17 protein-coding genes and 1 pseudogene are annotated in these 14,353 nt (G+C 69.7%); 7 read left to right on the forward strand and 11 right to left on the reverse strand.

The annotated features are described in order from the left end of the window. Positions 1–503 precede the first annotated feature (503 nt). Positions 504–926 carry a B-4DMT family transporter gene (locus tag QSK35_RS41020; RefSeq protein WP_285753585.1) on the forward strand — a complete coding sequence of 141 codons (423 nt, stop codon included), beginning with the start codon at positions 504–506 and terminating at the stop codon, positions 924–926. Here the strand turns inward: QSK35_RS41020 and QSK35_RS41025 are convergent. Genes QSK35_RS41025 through QSK35_RS41065 form a run of 9 tightly spaced genes read right to left on the reverse strand, consistent with a single transcriptional unit; the run spans position 890 to position 6,928 of the window. After that, positions 890–2,356: a glycoside hydrolase family protein gene (locus tag QSK35_RS41025; RefSeq protein ID WP_285753588.1), complete on the reverse strand. Its 1,467-nt coding sequence runs from the start codon at positions 2,354–2,356 to the stop codon at positions 890–892. The genes QSK35_RS41020 and QSK35_RS41025 overlap by 37 nt on opposite strands. A gap of 9 nt (positions 2,357–2,365) precedes the next feature. Continuing rightward, positions 2,366–2,770, reverse strand: a complete 405-nt coding sequence (locus QSK35_RS41030; RefSeq protein ID WP_285753590.1) for a VOC family protein — start codon at positions 2,768–2,770, stop codon at positions 2,366–2,368. Continuing rightward, positions 2,767–3,195 carry a type II 3-dehydroquinate dehydratase gene (gene aroQ, locus QSK35_RS41035; protein ID WP_285753591.1) on the reverse strand — a complete coding sequence of 143 codons (429 nt, stop codon included), beginning with the start codon at positions 3,193–3,195 and terminating at the stop codon, positions 2,767–2,769. The genes QSK35_RS41030 and aroQ overlap by 4 nt, the downstream gene beginning before the upstream one ends. Next, positions 3,192–4,301, reverse strand: a complete 1,110-nt coding sequence (gene aroB, locus QSK35_RS41040) for a 3-dehydroquinate synthase (RefSeq protein WP_285753592.1) — start codon at positions 4,299–4,301, stop codon at positions 3,192–3,194. The genes aroQ and aroB overlap by 4 nt, the downstream gene beginning before the upstream one ends. Beyond that, positions 4,298–4,801, reverse strand: coding sequence for a shikimate kinase (locus QSK35_RS41045; RefSeq protein WP_285753593.1), 504 nt, complete (start codon positions 4,799–4,801; stop codon positions 4,298–4,300). The genes aroB and QSK35_RS41045 overlap by 4 nt, the downstream gene beginning before the upstream one ends. Continuing rightward, complete coding sequence (gene aroC, locus QSK35_RS41050; RefSeq protein ID WP_285753594.1) at positions 4,798–5,994, reverse strand: chorismate synthase; 1,197 nt, start codon at positions 5,992–5,994, stop codon at positions 4,798–4,800. Before aroC ends, QSK35_RS41045 begins: the two co-directional genes overlap by 4 nt. Positions 5,995–6,044: 50 nt before the next feature. Beyond that, positions 6,045–6,224 carry a hypothetical protein gene (locus tag QSK35_RS41055; protein ID WP_285753595.1) on the reverse strand — a complete coding sequence of 60 codons (180 nt, stop codon included), beginning with the start codon at positions 6,222–6,224 and terminating at the stop codon, positions 6,045–6,047. Between the two features lie 15 nt (positions 6,225–6,239). Continuing rightward, positions 6,240–6,695: a PTS sugar transporter subunit IIA gene (locus QSK35_RS41060; protein WP_285753596.1), complete on the reverse strand. Its 456-nt coding sequence runs from the start codon at positions 6,693–6,695 to the stop codon at positions 6,240–6,242. Beyond that, positions 6,692–6,928: a PTS sugar transporter subunit IIB gene (locus tag QSK35_RS41065; protein ID WP_109641667.1), complete on the reverse strand. Its 237-nt coding sequence runs from the start codon at positions 6,926–6,928 to the stop codon at positions 6,692–6,694. The genes QSK35_RS41060 and QSK35_RS41065 overlap by 4 nt, the downstream gene beginning before the upstream one ends. 112 nt (positions 6,929–7,040) lie before the next feature. Here QSK35_RS41065 and QSK35_RS41070 point away from each other — a divergent pair, with 112 nt between their 5' ends. From QSK35_RS41070 to QSK35_RS41080, 3 genes are read left to right on the forward strand one after another with little or no spacing between them, the layout of a single operon-like run. Beyond that, the gene (locus QSK35_RS41070) at positions 7,041–7,802 is read left to right on the forward strand and encodes a GntR family transcriptional regulator (protein ID WP_285753600.1); all 762 of its coding nucleotides are present in this window, start codon (positions 7,041–7,043) and stop codon (positions 7,800–7,802) included. Next, positions 7,799–9,085: a PTS transporter subunit EIIC gene (locus QSK35_RS41075; protein WP_285753603.1), complete on the forward strand. Its 1,287-nt coding sequence runs from the start codon at positions 7,799–7,801 to the stop codon at positions 9,083–9,085. Before QSK35_RS41070 ends, QSK35_RS41075 begins: the two co-directional genes overlap by 4 nt. 21 nt (positions 9,086–9,106) lie before the next feature. Beyond that, a complete protein-coding gene (locus QSK35_RS41080; RefSeq protein WP_285753703.1) occupies positions 9,107–9,370 on the forward strand; it encodes an HPr family phosphocarrier protein in 264 nt (87 codons plus the stop codon). A gap of 171 nt (positions 9,371–9,541) precedes the next feature. On the opposite strand, the pseudogene QSK35_RS41085 reads toward QSK35_RS41080, so the two are convergent. Then, positions 9,542–10,051: pseudogene (locus QSK35_RS41085) on the reverse strand (phosphatase PAP2 family protein); the annotation flags it as partial. Positions 10,052–10,141: 90 nt separating this feature from the next. Here QSK35_RS41085 and QSK35_RS41090 point away from each other — a divergent pair. From QSK35_RS41090 to QSK35_RS41100, 3 genes are read left to right on the forward strand one after another with little or no spacing between them, the layout of a single operon-like run. Beyond that, a complete protein-coding gene (locus QSK35_RS41090; protein WP_502881786.1) occupies positions 10,142–10,810 on the forward strand; it encodes a response regulator in 669 nt (222 codons plus the stop codon). A 26-nt stretch (positions 10,811–10,836) separates the two neighbouring features. After that, positions 10,837–12,165, forward strand: coding sequence for a sensor histidine kinase (locus QSK35_RS41095; protein WP_285753606.1), 1,329 nt, complete (start codon positions 10,837–10,839; stop codon positions 12,163–12,165). 17 nt (positions 12,166–12,182) lie between these two features. Beyond that, complete coding sequence (locus QSK35_RS41100; protein WP_285753608.1) at positions 12,183–12,548, forward strand: hypothetical protein; 366 nt, start codon at positions 12,183–12,185, stop codon at positions 12,546–12,548. On the opposite strand, the gene QSK35_RS41105 is transcribed toward QSK35_RS41100, so the two are convergent. After that, entirely contained in the window at positions 12,545–14,116 is a 1,572-nt protein-coding gene (locus tag QSK35_RS41105) for an HAL/PAL/TAL family ammonia-lyase (protein WP_285753610.1), read from the reverse strand. The genes QSK35_RS41100 and QSK35_RS41105 overlap by 4 nt on opposite strands. Between the last annotated feature and the right edge of the window lie 237 nt (positions 14,117–14,353).

Below are 14,353 nucleotides of genomic sequence, written 5' to 3' on the forward strand. Positions count from 1 at the left end.
GCCCTGCCGCATCCGAGACCCCAGGTCAAGCACGCTTTTCGCTTGACCTGGGGTCTCGGATGCGGCTGCCTCAGGTGCGATGCGACGGGAGGGGCCCACCACCCCAACGCAACCCACTACGAAACGACACCACCCAAGGGCCCCTCTTTGAGCTGAGCCGGGGTCCGGGGCGGAGCCCCGAGCAGGAAAACGCGACCACGCACGAAACCGGCAGGCGGCGCCGAGGGGCGGAGGCAGGAGGAGCGCGGCGAGAGGCGAGAGGCGAGAGGCCGACAAGGGCCAGCCAAGGGTCCCCCCGCGCGAAGCACCCCTTGCGAATATCCAAGCACGCCCCACCGACAAGATCGGAACAGCCGATCGAAGGCGACAAGATCGGAACAGCGGGCCGAAGGCGCCAGGATCGGAACAGCGAACCGAAGGACGGCGGAAGCCGGAGACCGCAAACCCACCCGAGGAACACCTACACCCGAACGGCCCACAAGAGACGAACTACAGTGACCCCCATGCGGCCGTGGTTCACCAGAGCACTGTGGATGGGACTCCTCCACGGAGCAGTCCAGACCGGAGTAGCAGCGGTCAGCGTCCGCAGCCCGGAAGCCACCAGCATCCGCCCCATAGCGATCGGCCTACTGATCATCGCCGCCCTCCTCTGGGGCACAGTCGACGGCTACCGCCAACTCCCGGACCGCGGCATGCAGTGGTTCATAGCCGCCCTGATCGCCGGCCCCTTCGCCGGCGCCCTAGGAGTAATCGGCGCAGCACTGCTGGTAGACCAGACGGGCCAGGAAGCCCTATGGGTAGCCCTGACGGGCGGAGCAGCCTTCACCGCCCTACTAATCCTCGCCCCAGCCGCAATCGGCCTGGTAGCAGGCAACGCCCTACCAGACGATCAACGCCGAGACGTCAAATCCCCACGCCGCTCATAGCGATCCCACTCCGCCGAGGACACCGGCACGGGAGTGGACGAGTTCAAAGCAGCGACTTCAGCAGAAACCACCCAGAGCTTCCCGTCGAGCACCAACCCGACCTGCCCATCAGGCCCCTGCACAGCCTGAACCCCAGCAGGCACCCGAGCCATAACAGGCAAGGAATCCGCAACAGGCGGCCGATCCCCCAACACCCCGCGGGCGAACTTCTCGGCGACGGACCGCCGCTCGAACCGAACAACCTTGCCACCAAGGACAAGATCAACAGTCCGCTCAGGCGAAGGCATGGCAAGCCCGTCCAACGCCGAAGCCGAGTCGAGCGACGTACACCCCTGCATCCCCACAGCATCCAGCCCGAAGTGGCTAATGCCCGTGGGCGCCCCAGCAGCCCCGATAGCGGTAGCGCGGAGAACGTCAAGAGACACCCGGCCGCAAGGATCCCCAGCGTCCAACGCGGCATGCCCTGACCCGGTACGCACCAGTCCAGGCCCTTCCCGCCACACCCCGGGAATCAGCACCGGCTCGTACGGGTGGCGGGTGAAGTCTTTGTCCCAGAAGGTGACAGTGGTCCCGGCGTCCGTCTCGTGAGCGATGGCGAACGCGTTGGCCGCGTCGATCCACATCCAGTCCGCGCTGAACGCCTCCACCACGGACCGGGTACGCGGCCCGTTGGCCTTGGCGGCCACAAACCCGGTCTCCCCCAACATCTGCAGGCTCTCCGTGAAAACAGCATTCCGAGCCCGCAACACGAACTGGCCGGCACCGTTGGGAGCGGCCCCACGCCCGGTGGTGTCGGTGAACATCAGGTAGAACCAGCCGTCCACGAACACCACCGACGGCTGCCCGGCGCCGTAGGTGTTGTCGCGGGTCGTGTCGTAGGACGGCCCGACGATGGGCGTGCCGTTGTTCAGACGCGTCCACGAGACGCCGTCGGGGCTGCTCGCGACACCGATCGCGTTGCCGTGCGCGTGATCGCCCGCCGCGCCCGTGTAGTACAGGTAGTACTGGTCGTGCACCTTCAGCACGGACGGGTCGCACACGTGCATCCCGTCGAACCCGCCGGGAGCCCCGGTGAACACGGCGCTGGCGCCACCGAACGGCCCGTCGAACGTGGGCCCCTCGCTGAGCAGGATGTCGTCGCCCGGAGGCCCGGCGAACTGGAGCTGGCTGCACCACCAGGTGCGGATGCGGCCGCCGTCGGCGAGCACCGCGGGCGCGTAGTTGTACGGCGCATTGGCGCCGCCCTCCACCACGGTCCCGCCGCTCTGGCGCCCCTTGTCCAGGGCCAGCTTCAGCGTCTTCGGCGGAGCCGGCGGTTCGGACGTCGTGGCGGCCGTGGAACTGGGCCGGGAAGGGACACCGACCGAGCCGTCGGCCTCGCTGCACCCCGTCAGCACACCGGCGAGCATCACCACAACGAGGAACCGCATTCCACCACTCTAGTGATCAACTCGCCCGTTCGGGTGAGCTGCGACCAACTCGACCTCGAACCCGTCCGAGTTTTCCAGGTACGCGGCGTAGTGATCATCGCCACCGGCGTACGGATGGCGGTCCAGGAACATCAGCGTCCAGCCATGCTCCAGCGAGGACGCGACGAGGGCGTCAACGTCCGAACGGGACCCGGCGTGCAGGGCGAGGTGGTTCAGCCCGGCCCGCAGCCGATCGTGCCCGCCGGTCAGCGCGGGCGACTGCTCGACCACGATGTAGGTCGGTCCGAGCTTCCAGCTCACCCCTGCTGACCAACGCTGATACTCGGTCCAGCCCAGCGACGAGAGCAACCAGCCGAGCGAGGCCTCCGCTCGTTCCAGCGAAGGCACCCACAGCTCGACGTGGTGCAGCGTCATCGGTTGCGGGAGATCCACTGCAGCGCCAGGACGTACCCGTCGACCCCGAGCCCGACGATCACGCCGGACGCCACCGCCGAGATCAGGCTGTGCTGCCGGAACTCCTCACGCTTGTGGACGTTCGAGATGTGCACCTCGACGAGCGGCGCGGTGAGCTGCGAGCACGCGTCGCGCACGGCCACCGAGTAGTGCGTCCACGCGGCGCCGTTCAGCACGACCGGGATCGCGTTGTCCGCGGCCTCGTGCAGCCACGTGACCATCTCGCCCTCGAAGTCCGTCTGCCGGACCTCCACGTCCAGACCGAGCTCCTTGCCCGACCTGACACACAGTTCGACGAGGTCGGCGTGCGTCGTGGAGCCGTAGATCTCCGGCTCGCGCATGCCGAGGCGGCCGAGGTTCGGGCCGTTCAGGACGAGCACCTTCACAGCAGCACGCTCCCGGTTCCCTTGGTGTCCTCGGCGGCGACGGCGGAGTACGCGGCGGCGATCAGCGACGGGTCGGGGCCTTCGAGCCGGCCCGGCTTGGCGAGCCCGTCGAGCACGACGAACCGCAGCACCCCGGACTTGTTCTTCTTGTCGACCTTCATGCCCTCCATCAGCTGCGGGAGGGCGTCCGGGTCGTACGAAGTCGGCAGGCCGAGCAGCTTCAGCACCGACCTGTGCCGGTCCGCGGTCTCGTCGTCGAGCCGCCCGGCCGCGCGCGCCAACTCCGCGGCGAACACCAGGCCGACGCTGATCGCCGCGCCGTGCCGCCACCGGTACCGCTCACGCCGCTCGATCGCGTGGCCGAGCGTGTGGCCGTAGTTGAGGATCTCGCGCAGCGACGATTCCTTCAGGTCGGCCGCGACCACGTCGGCCTTGATCTGGATCTTGCGCCGGACCAGCTCGGCGAGCACGTCGCCGGTCGGGTCCAACGCCTTCTCCGGATCGGCCTCGATCAGGTCGAGGATCACCGGGTCGGCGATGAAACCGCCCTTGACGATCTCCGCCATGCCGGCGACGAGCTCGTTGCGCGGCAACGTCTCCAGCGTCGCGAGGTCGACGAACACCGCGTCCGGCTCGTAGAACGTGCCGACCAGGTTCTTGCCCGCGTCGGTGTTGATGCCGGTCTTGCCGCCGACCGCCGCGTCGACCATGCCGAGCAGCGTCGTCGGGACGTTCACCAGCCGCACGCCGCGCATCCAGGTGGACGCGACGAACCCGGCGAGGTCGGTCACCGCGCCGCCGCCGAGACCGACGACCACGTCCTGGCGGCCCAGGCCGATGCGCCCGAACACGTCCCAGCAGAACCCGGCGACCGCGAGGTCCTTGCCGTCCTCGGCGTCCGGGATCTCCACGCGGTGCGCGTCCACGCCGGCCGCGATGAGCTCGTCGCGCACGGCGTCCGCGGTCGCGGTCAACGTCGGCGGGTGGACGATCGCCGCCTTCGCGGTGCCCTTGAGATGTTCGACGATGTCACCGAGCAGGCCACGCCCGACGACGACGTCGTACGGCTGCGCCGTCGCGACCCTGATGCGAACGGGCTCGGTCATTCGACTCCCTTGATCACCGCGTCGGCCACCTGCTCCGGGTCGAGGTCGTCGGTCAGCACCTCGACCGTCGCGACCTCCCGGTACAGCGGCAGCCGCGCGTCGAGCAGCGCCTTGAACGTGGCCCGCGGGTTCACGCCGGTGAGCAGCGGCCGCGCGGACGACAGCCCGGTGCGCCGCACCCCCTCGGCCATGCCCACGTTGAGGAACACCACGGTGTGGCCCTTGAGGTTCTCGCGGGTGCGCGCGGACAGCACCGCGCCGCCGCCCAGCGCGAGCACGCCGTCGTGCTCGGTGAGCCCCTTCAGGACGGCTTCCTCTTCCATGGCACGGAAAACCGGCTCGCCGTCCTGCGTGAAGATGTCCGAGATCGGCTTGCCCGCGGACTCGACGATGTCCGCGTCGACGTCCCGGAAGGTCACGCCGAGCTTTGCCGCGAGCAGCTCGCCGACCGTCGTCTTACCGGCTCCGGGCGGCCCCAGAACCACGAGGCGAGGGCTCACAGCCCCTCCCAACGGGCCTCGAGCGCCTTCAGGTACGCGTGGGCGTTGCGGCGCGTCTCGTCGAGCGAGTCGCCGCCGAACTTCTCCAGCGCGGCTTCCGCAAGCACAAGCGCCACAACGGATTCGAGCACCACGCCCGCGCGGGGCACGGCGCACACGTCCGAGCGCTGGTGGATCGCCGTGGCCGCCTCGCCAGTGCGAACGTCCACAGTGGCCAGTGCGCGCGGCACGGTCGAAATCGGCTTCATGGCAACACGAACACGCAGCGGCTCGCCGTTGGTGATGCCACCTTCGAGACCACCCGCGCGGTTACTCCGACGCGTCACACCAACGGGCCCGCTGCCGCGGTCGATCTCGTCGTGCGCCTCGCTGCCCCAGCGCTCGGCGGTGGTGAACCCGTCGCCGATCTCGACGCCCTTCATCGCCTGCACGCCCATGCACGCGGCCGCGAGGCGGGCGTCGAGGCGGCGGTCCCAGTGCACGTGCGAGCCGAGGCCCGGCGGCAGGTTGTAGGCGACGACCTCGATGACGCCACCGACGGTGTCGCCCGCCTTCTGCACGGCCTCGACCTCGGCCATCATCGCCTTGGTGCCCTCGGGGTCGAAGCAGCGCACCGGGCTCTCGTCGACCGCGGCGAGGTCGTCCGGACCGGGGTGCACGGTCTCCGGGGACTTCGCCTTGCCGATCGACACGACGTGGCTGATCACCTCGACGCCGAGCAGCTGCCGCAGGAACTCCCGCGCGACGGTGCCGAGCGCGGTGCGGGCGGCGGTCTCGCGGGCGCTGGCGCGCTCCAGCACGGGCCGTGCCTCGTCGAAGCCGAACTTCTGCATGCCGGGCAGGTCCGCGTGACCGGGCCGCGGCCGCGTGAGCGCCTCGTTGCGGCCGGTCGGCTTGAGCTCACCGGGGTCGACCGGGTCGGGCGACATCACCTTCTGCCACTTGGGCCACTCGGTGTTGCCGATGCGCACGGCGACGGGGCCGCCCTGCGTCCTCCCGTGCCGGACGCCGCCGAGGATCTCCAGCTCGTCGGACTCGAAGCTCATCCGCGGGCTGCGCCCGAACCCGAGCCTTCGGCGTTCGAGTTGGGTGTTCAGCAGCTCGGTCGTGACCTCGACCCCGGCGGGCATGCCCTCCAGCACGGCGACCAGGGCGGGCCCGTGTGACTCTCCAGCGGTAATCCAGCGCAGCACGGGCCCAATCCTTCCACAGCCCAGGTCCGGGCCCGTGTGCGCTGCAGGAACTACCGTGACCAGTCGAACAGGACGTCGCCCGCCGCCACGTCCACCGAACCCGCCAGATCACCGAGCGCGTCCGCCGAAGCGTCCAACGCGATCACCCGGCAGGCACGGGATGCACATCCGCGCGAACCCGGCCGCCCCACCGGCACGAGGCCCATGCCGCGCGCCACAGCACGCGACAAAGGGACCCCGAACACCTACCTCGACCAGTCGAACAGGACGTCCCCCGCCGCCACGTCCACCGAACCCGCCAGATCACCGAGCGCGTCCGCCGAAGCGTCCAGCGCGATCACCGGGCAGATGGGCGCGAACCCGGCGCCCTCGACCTCGGCGGGATCCCAAGTGACAACGGGCTGGCCCGCGCGCACGGTCTCGCCCTTCACCACGTGCAGGGTGAACCCCTCGCCCTTGCGCTTCACGGTGTCGATGCCGAGGTGCACCAGAACAGCGGCCCCGTCACCCGTGGCGACGACGAACGCGTGCGGGTGCAGCGTCACGATCGTCCCGTCGACCGGGGAGACCACGTCGGCCTTCTCCCGGAGCGGCTCGACAGCGACACCGGGCCCGACCATCGCCTGCGAGAAGACGGGGTCCGGCACCTCTGAGAGCGCGACCACCCGGCCCGCCACGGGGCTGCCGACGCGGAGGCTCACAGGAGGTCCTCGATGTCGGACGCGATCGTGTCCGCCTCCGGGCCGACGACGACCTGGACGACGTTGCCCGAACGCATGACTCCGTGCGCTCCCAGCGCTTTCAGCGCCTTCTCGTCGACGACGGAACCGTCCTCCAGCTCACACCGCAGGCGGGTGATGCAGGGCTCGATCTCAACGATGTTCGATGCACCGCCAAGTGCGTCAATGATCTTCTGAGCTTTGTCGTCGGCCACCTGACGTACCTCTCGTTCCCGTAACAGCGGTTGACACCCGCGATGTGCGGGGAGCATTCTCCCGCACCAACTGGTCTAGACCGGAAAGTACCACTGAGGCGGTGATGGACGGATGAGCGAGATCGTGGACGGGCCGAAGCCCAAGCACGCGCAACTCCGCGAGATCCTGCGCCGCCTCGCCGAGGACGAGCTCGCTCCCGGCTCACCCATCCCGTCCGAGCGGGACCTGGCCGAGCGGTACGGCGTCAGCCGCATCACCGTGCGCGCCGCGGTCGGGCAGCTGGTGAGTGAAGGACTCCTGACCAGGGCAAAGGGGCGTGGCACCTTCACCGCGAGGCGGAGGCTCGACGCCCAGCTGTACCTCGAGTCGTTCACGGACGACATGGTGCACCGGGGACTCACCCCGAGCACAGACCTGCTCAGCTGCGAACGCGCGGTGCCGGGCACGGCAGCGGCGGCCGCACTGGATCTGGGTCCGCAGGAACCCGCCTTCCGCGTCATGCGGCTGCGGCGGGCCGACGGCGTGCCCCTGGCCGTCGAACGGGGCTGGTACAGCCCCCGTGAGCTGCCCGATCTCGACCGGCACGACCTCGGGCGGTCGCTGTACTCGCTGATCGCCGAGAAGTACGGCGTGCAGCTGGACCATGCGCACCAAACCCTCTGGGCGGAGTCCGCCGACCCGGAGACCGCGAAGCTGCTCGAGATCCGCAAGGGCAGCCCGCTCCTCGTCTTCCGCCGCGTCGCCAGCACCGCTGGCCGGCCGGTCGAGGACATGACTTCCTGGTACCGGGGCGATCTCTACCAGGTGACCATGCAGCTGGACCGGACCGTCCCGGGATCCGGCCCTTACTCCGCCAAGGGAGGTACCCGATGAGCGCCAGCGCCCCACAGGCCACCGGCGGTCGCGAAATCAAGGGCCTCGCCACGTTGCAACGCTTCGGTCGCAGCCTCATGCTGCCGATCGCTGTGCTGCCCGCGGCAGGTCTCCTGCTCCGATTCGGTCAAGACGACATCCTCGGCAAGGACGGGCTCGGCTGGAACAAGGTCGCCGCGGTCATCGGCGCCGCTGGTGACGCATTGTTCGCGAACCTGCCGCTGCTGTTCGCGGTGGGCATCGCGGTCGGGTTCGCCCGCCGTGGCGACGGGTCCACCGGGCTCGCGGCCGTGGTCGGCTACACGGTGCTGACGAGCGTGTTCAAGGCCATGTCCCCGCTGGTGCTCGACCAGCCGACGGACCCGGCCGCGAAGCCGGTGCTGATCGACTACAAGGTCCTCGGCGGCATCGTCGTCGGCATCATCACGGCGTTGCTGTGGCAGAAGTACCACCGCATCAAGCTGCCTCCCTACCTCGCGTTCTTCGGCGGTCGCCGGTTCGTGCCGATCATCGTCGCCGGCGTGATGGTGATCGTCGGCGTGCTGCTGGGCCTCGTGTACCCCTGGTTCCTCGCCGGGATCACCAACCTGGGCGAGTGGGTCACCGGCAGCACGATCATCGGCGCGGGTCTCTACGGTGCGATCAACCGCTTGCTCATCCCGATGGGTCTGCACCACATCATCAACAACGTCGTGTGGTTCCAGTTCGGCGACTTCAACGGCAAGACCGGTGACATCCCGCGCTTCCTGGCCGGCGACCCGTCCGCGGGCACCTTCCAGACGGGCTTCTTCCCGATCTTCATGTTCGCCCTGCCCGCCGCCGCGCTGGCGATCGTGCACACGGCGCGCCCGTCGCAGAAGAAGATCATCGGCGGCATCATGGGCTCCGCCGCGCTCACCGCGTTCATCACCGGTGTGACGGAGCCGCTGGAGTTCGCCTTCATGTTCGTCGCGTGGCCGCTGTACATCATCCACGCGATCCTGACCGGCACCTCGCTCGCGATCTCCAACGCGCTGGGCGCCCACGACGGCTTCTCGTTCTCCGCCGGCGTGATCGACTTCGCGCTCAACTGGAACATCGCGACGAAGCCGTGGCTACTCATCATCATCGGCCTCGTGTACGCGGTGATCTACTACTTCACGTTCCGATGGGTCATCACGAAGTGGAACCTCGCCACACCGGGCCGGGAGGACGACGAGTCGCCCGAAGCCGACGAAAGCGTTGTCGGTTCGGCTTCGGACGACAAGCCGGCCCGCGCCCGCGCGGCGAAGAACGAAAAGTAACTAGCGAGAAGAGGACGGATCATGCCGGAGCGACGGGTCACCGTGGCCAGCAAGGTCGGGCTGCACGCCCGGCCGGCCGCACTGCTGGCGAAGGCCGCCGCCGACCAGCCGGTGCAGGTCACCATCCGAAAGGACGGCGGCGACCCCGTGGAAGCCGCGAGCGTGCTCGGACTCATGACGCTCGGGGCAATGCACGGTGACGAGGTGGTGCTGGCCGCCGACGGGGACGGAGCGGATGCCGCTCTCGACGCCGTCGCGGCGGTCATCGCGACCGACCTCGACTGATCCGCTCGCGTTGGGGTCGTGCGCCCGCACGACCCCAACGCAATAGCAAGCGATCGCGAACACGCAGGCCCCCGCGAGCCAGCGGGTCTCCACCGAGCTGAACGCCATCAGGTAGGTGCCGAACGCGGACACCGCGATCGGCACCAGGAACGCCTTCGTCCACGCCCGCAGGGCCAGGCCGCACAGCGTGGCGACGAGCAGGGCCGCACCGAGCGCGTCGCTGAACCGGTGCCATCCGAGCGTCACCGTCTCGGCCGCGACCAGCGCCGGAAAGACCGCCATCGGCAGTGTCAGCCACACGAACCGGCGCGGCAGGACCATCGCCAGCGCGACCACGCACGCCACCGCGGCCGTCACGTGCCCGCTAGGAAAGCTGTTGTGCCGCGCCATGGCGCCGAAGTCGAGCTCCGGGCGGTCCAATGCGGACTTCAGCACCTGCGACAGGACCACCGAGCCGCCCAGCACGCCCAGCGCGGGCAGGCACTTCCGTCGTCCGAGCACCACGACCAGCACCGCGACGACGACCACGATGATGTCGAGGTACCCGAGCCACGAGTGCTGCAGGGAGATCTCGGGCAGGGCGTCGTTCTCCATCCGCTGGCCGAACGAGGTCCGGACCAGGGCGAAGTACGCGAGCAGGAACGCGGCGACGGAACCAATCATGACTTCGACTGTCCGCATGGGACGTCCCGAGTCCGTGCACGCGATGTCATGGTTCTGCTACAGAGCGGGCGCGATCACCGGCCCGTCCGAATAATGGGCCGGGTGGTGATGGTTCTGCTGGTCGAGGACGACCCCGCCGTACGCGAAGGGCTCCAGCTCGCGCTGCGCCGCCAGGGTCACGACGTGCACGCCGCCGGAACCGGTGAGGAAGGCGTCGAACAGCTGCGCAGCAGAAGGCCGGACATCGTCGTGCTCGACATCATGCTGCCCGGGATCGACGGCTTCGAGACGTGCCGCCGGATGCGCGCACTCGTTGAGGTACCGATCATCATGCTGACCGCCCGCGGTGACGACTTCGACGTCGTCGCCGGGCTCGAGGCGGGCGCGGACGACTACGTGGTCAAGCCGGTCGAACCGCGTGTGCTCGACGCGCGCATCCGGGCCGTGCTGCGCCGCACGGTCAGCGAACCGTCGAGCAGCGAACGGTTCGGCGACCTGGTGATCGACCGGGCGGGCCTGGAGGTCACCAAGAACGAGACCAAGGTCGGCCTCACCCCCACCGAGCTGAAGCTGCTGCTGGAGCTGTCCCGCACACCCGGCCGCGTGCTGAGCCGGCAGCAGATCCTGGAAGCCGTGTGGGAGCACGACTACCTCGGCGACTCACGCCTGGTCGACGCGTGCGTGCAGCGGCTGCGCGCGAAGATCGAGGACGTGCCGGGTGAGCCGAAGTACGTGCACACCGTGCGCGGGTTCGGCTACCGGTTCGGCCCGAAATGATCTTGTCGGGACTCCGCCCGAGGTTGATGGCCGCGTTCGCCGCGGTCACGCTGCTGGGCGCGGTCGCGGCCACCGGCGCCAGCTACGCGACGGCCCGCAACACGTTGCTCGACGACGCGCAGAACCAGGTCATGGACCCGCTCAAACGCCGCGTCGAGGCCTTCGTGCCCCGGCTCGAGCTGCCGCCGACCCAGGAGGCGCTCGACGAGTTCCAGAGCACGCTGCAGGCCAACGCAGTCGTCGTCTATCAGGACAAGCGGTCGAGGTCCGGCTTCGACCCGAGCACGATCGTCCCGGCCGAGCTGCGCACCGCGATGCGGACCAGCCAGACGTTCCTGTTCCAGCGGACGATCGTCCAGAACACGCCCATGCTCGTGGTCGGCATCCCGGTGCTGTACCGGCCCGACGACAAGGGCACGCTCACCGCGAGCGGCGTCGAGGTCTACGCAACCGCGCCGCTGACGCAACCGGAACGCGCGATCACCGGCCTGGCGCAGGCGGCCTGGATCGGCGTCGCCCTGGTGCTCCCGCTGGCGCTGGCACTGGCGTTGTTCGCGGCCCGCGGCGTGCTGCGCCCCGTGCGCCGGCTCGGCGCGGCGGCCCGAGCGCTGGGCGCGGGCAAGCTCGACACCCGGATCGACCCGCGCGGCTCGGACGAGCTGGCCGAGCTCGCCCGCACGTTCAACAGCGCCGCGGAGGCGCTGGAGGCGAGCCAGGCCGCCTCACGCCGGTTCGTCGCGGACGTGTCGCACGAGCTGCGCACGCCGTTGACCGCCATGAACGCCGTCACCGCCGTGCTCGACGAGGACGCGCCACAGCTGCCGCCGGACACGGCCGTCGCCGCGCGCCTGGTGTCCACCGAGACGCGCAAGCTCACCAAGCTGGTGCAGGACCTCATCGAGATCTCGCGGTTCGACGAGGCGCGCAACGTCCTGGAGCTCGACGAGTGGGACATCGGTCAGGCCGTGCGCGACAGCCTCGCGGCCCGCGGCTGGACGTCCACAGTGGACACCGACCTGCCCGAGGGGATCACCGGCCGCGTCGACCGGCGGCGGCTCGACGTGATCGTGGCGAACCTGGTGGGCAACGCGTTGCGGCACGGCGCCTCGCCAGTGTGCGTAGTGCTGCGTCCGTCGTACCTGGAGGTCAGCGACAACGGTCCCGGCATCGCACCCGAGGTGCTCCCCCACGTCTTCGACCGGTTCTACAAAGCGGACACGGCCCGCGCCCGATCCGAGGGCAGCGGGCTGGGATTGGCCATCGCATGGGAGAACGCGCGCCTGCACGGCGGCACGATCGAGGCCGCCAACCGGCCCGAGGGTGGTGCGGTCTTCACCTTGCGCTTGCCCTGGTGATGCTCGCCGGGTGCGGAGTGCGTCCCACCGGCGTGATCCCCGGCGGCCCGGCACCGACGATCACCTCGACCGACGTGACCATCTACCTCGTCGGCCCCGACGGCGGGCTCGTGCGGCGCACCCGCGTGCTCACCGGCGAGACCACCGCGGCCACTCCCCTGCAGACGCTGCTCGCCGGGCCGACCGACGCCGAACGCAAGGAAGGGCTGACCAGCGAGGTGCCGGTCACGACGGGCGCGGTCATCATCCGCACGGGCAACACGCTGATCCTGCCGATCGACACTGGGACGTTGCCCGGCGTCGCGCACGCCCAGCTCGGCTGCACGGCCATGACCACCGGCCTGTCCGTCGCCGGCATCAAGGCCTTCGCCGCCTGCCCCTAGTGCAGGGCGCCGGTCGCGATGAGCTCGACCACCGCGGCGATGTCGTGGTCCAGGCGCCGGTCCCGGTCGAGGAACGCCACCTTCGACCGCACCACCTCGTACACCGCGCGCGTACCCTCGCCCAGCCCCTCAGCGCCGCGCAGGTCGATGGCCTGGCAGTGCGCCATCAACAGAATCGCGGCGACCTCGCGGACCAGCTCCACCGCCGACCGGCAGTCACGCGCGGCGATCGTGCCCATGCTGACCTTGTCCTGGTTGTGCGCCTCGGTCGAACGGGAGAACGAGGTCGCGGGCATCGTCAGCTTCAACGCTTCCGCGGCCAGCGCGGACGCCGCGATCTGGGCGCCCTTGAACCCGTGGTGCAGGCCGGCCTCGGCGTCGTCCTCGGGCAGCACCGGGATCAGGTTCGGCGTCAGCCCGTTGTTGAACTTCTCGTCCACCACCATCGCGAGCTGGCGGTCCAGCAGGTCGCCGACGGACGCGACCGCGATCTTCAGCGCGTCCATCGCCATGGCGACGTGACCGCCGTAGAAGTTGCCGCCGTTGAGGATCGTGCCCGTGTCCGAGTCGAACAACGGGTTGTCGTTGGTCGAGTTGATCTCGGTCTCGAGCAAGCCGCGGGCCCAGTCCCCGGTGTCGTGCAGCACGCCGGTCACGTGCGGGGCGCACCGCAGCGAATACCGGTTCTGGATCGGATGTTCCAGCGTGAGGAACCCGTTGTCGCCGAGCGCGCGGTTCGCTTTGACTACTTGCGAGTCATCCCTGGTCAACGTGGAGCCCTCCAGGAGCGACCGGATCAGCGCGGCGCTGCGCACCTGGCCCGCGTGCGGCTTCTGGGCGTGGATGAACGGGTCGAAGTGCCCCCGGTTGCCCAGCATCGCCTCCATGCCGAGCGCCGTGCAGACGTCCGCGGTGTAGGCCAGTTCGGCGGCGTCGGCACACGCCAGCACGGCGAACCCGGACATGAACGACGTGCCGTTGATCAGCGCGAGGCCTTCCTTGGGCCCCAGCACCACCGGCTCCAGCCCGCACGCGGCGAGCGCGTCGGCGGCGGGCACGACGGTTTGGCGGAACCGGACGTCCCCCTCACCGGTCAACACCGATGCCAAGTAGCACAACGGAACGAGGTCACCGCTCGCGCCGACCGACCCGCGTTCGGGAATGACCGGCACGATGTCGTTGCGCAGCAGCTCGATCAGCAGCTGCACCACCTCGGGCCGCACGCCGGAATGCCCGCGCGCCAGGCAGTTCGCCCGCACGAGCATCGTCGCGCGCACAACGTCCGGCGCGGCGGCCGGCCCGGTGCCGTTGAGGTGGTAGCGGATCAGGTTGCGCTGCAACGCGACGACCTTGTCCGGGCTGACCTGCCGGATACAGCTGTCGCCGAACCCGGTGGTGATGCCGTACATCGGCCGTCCGGTCGCCACCAGGTCGCGCATCAGCTTCACGGACTCGTTCATCCGCAGCTCCGCCGCGGGACTGACGCACACGTCGACTCCGGGCTCGCGCGCGACCTCGGCCGCGGCCGTGACGGTCAGTTCATCCGAGCCCAGTTCCAGAAACCGCACCGCCGAAGGCAAGCACATCCGCTCGGGGCGGCAGAATCCATCGGCCGATGATGTGGCGGAAGGTTACGCGGCTTGCACGTACGGGAGGGCCGCGCAGGTGGCGTTCCACTCGCCTGGAGCACCCCGCGCCCACGCGGAGCCCCCGGCCCACCTCACCACCTGCGCGGCCACTCGACCGGCACAGCCGCAGCGCCGGTCATGCGGGGTCCGGCGGGCTCGTCCGGACCCAAACGAGTT

Origin of the sequence: Lentzea sp. NBRC 105346, assembly GCF_030269605.1 — a bacterium.
In the GTDB taxonomy this organism is placed as follows: domain Bacteria; phylum Actinomycetota; class Actinomycetes; order Mycobacteriales; family Pseudonocardiaceae; genus Lentzea.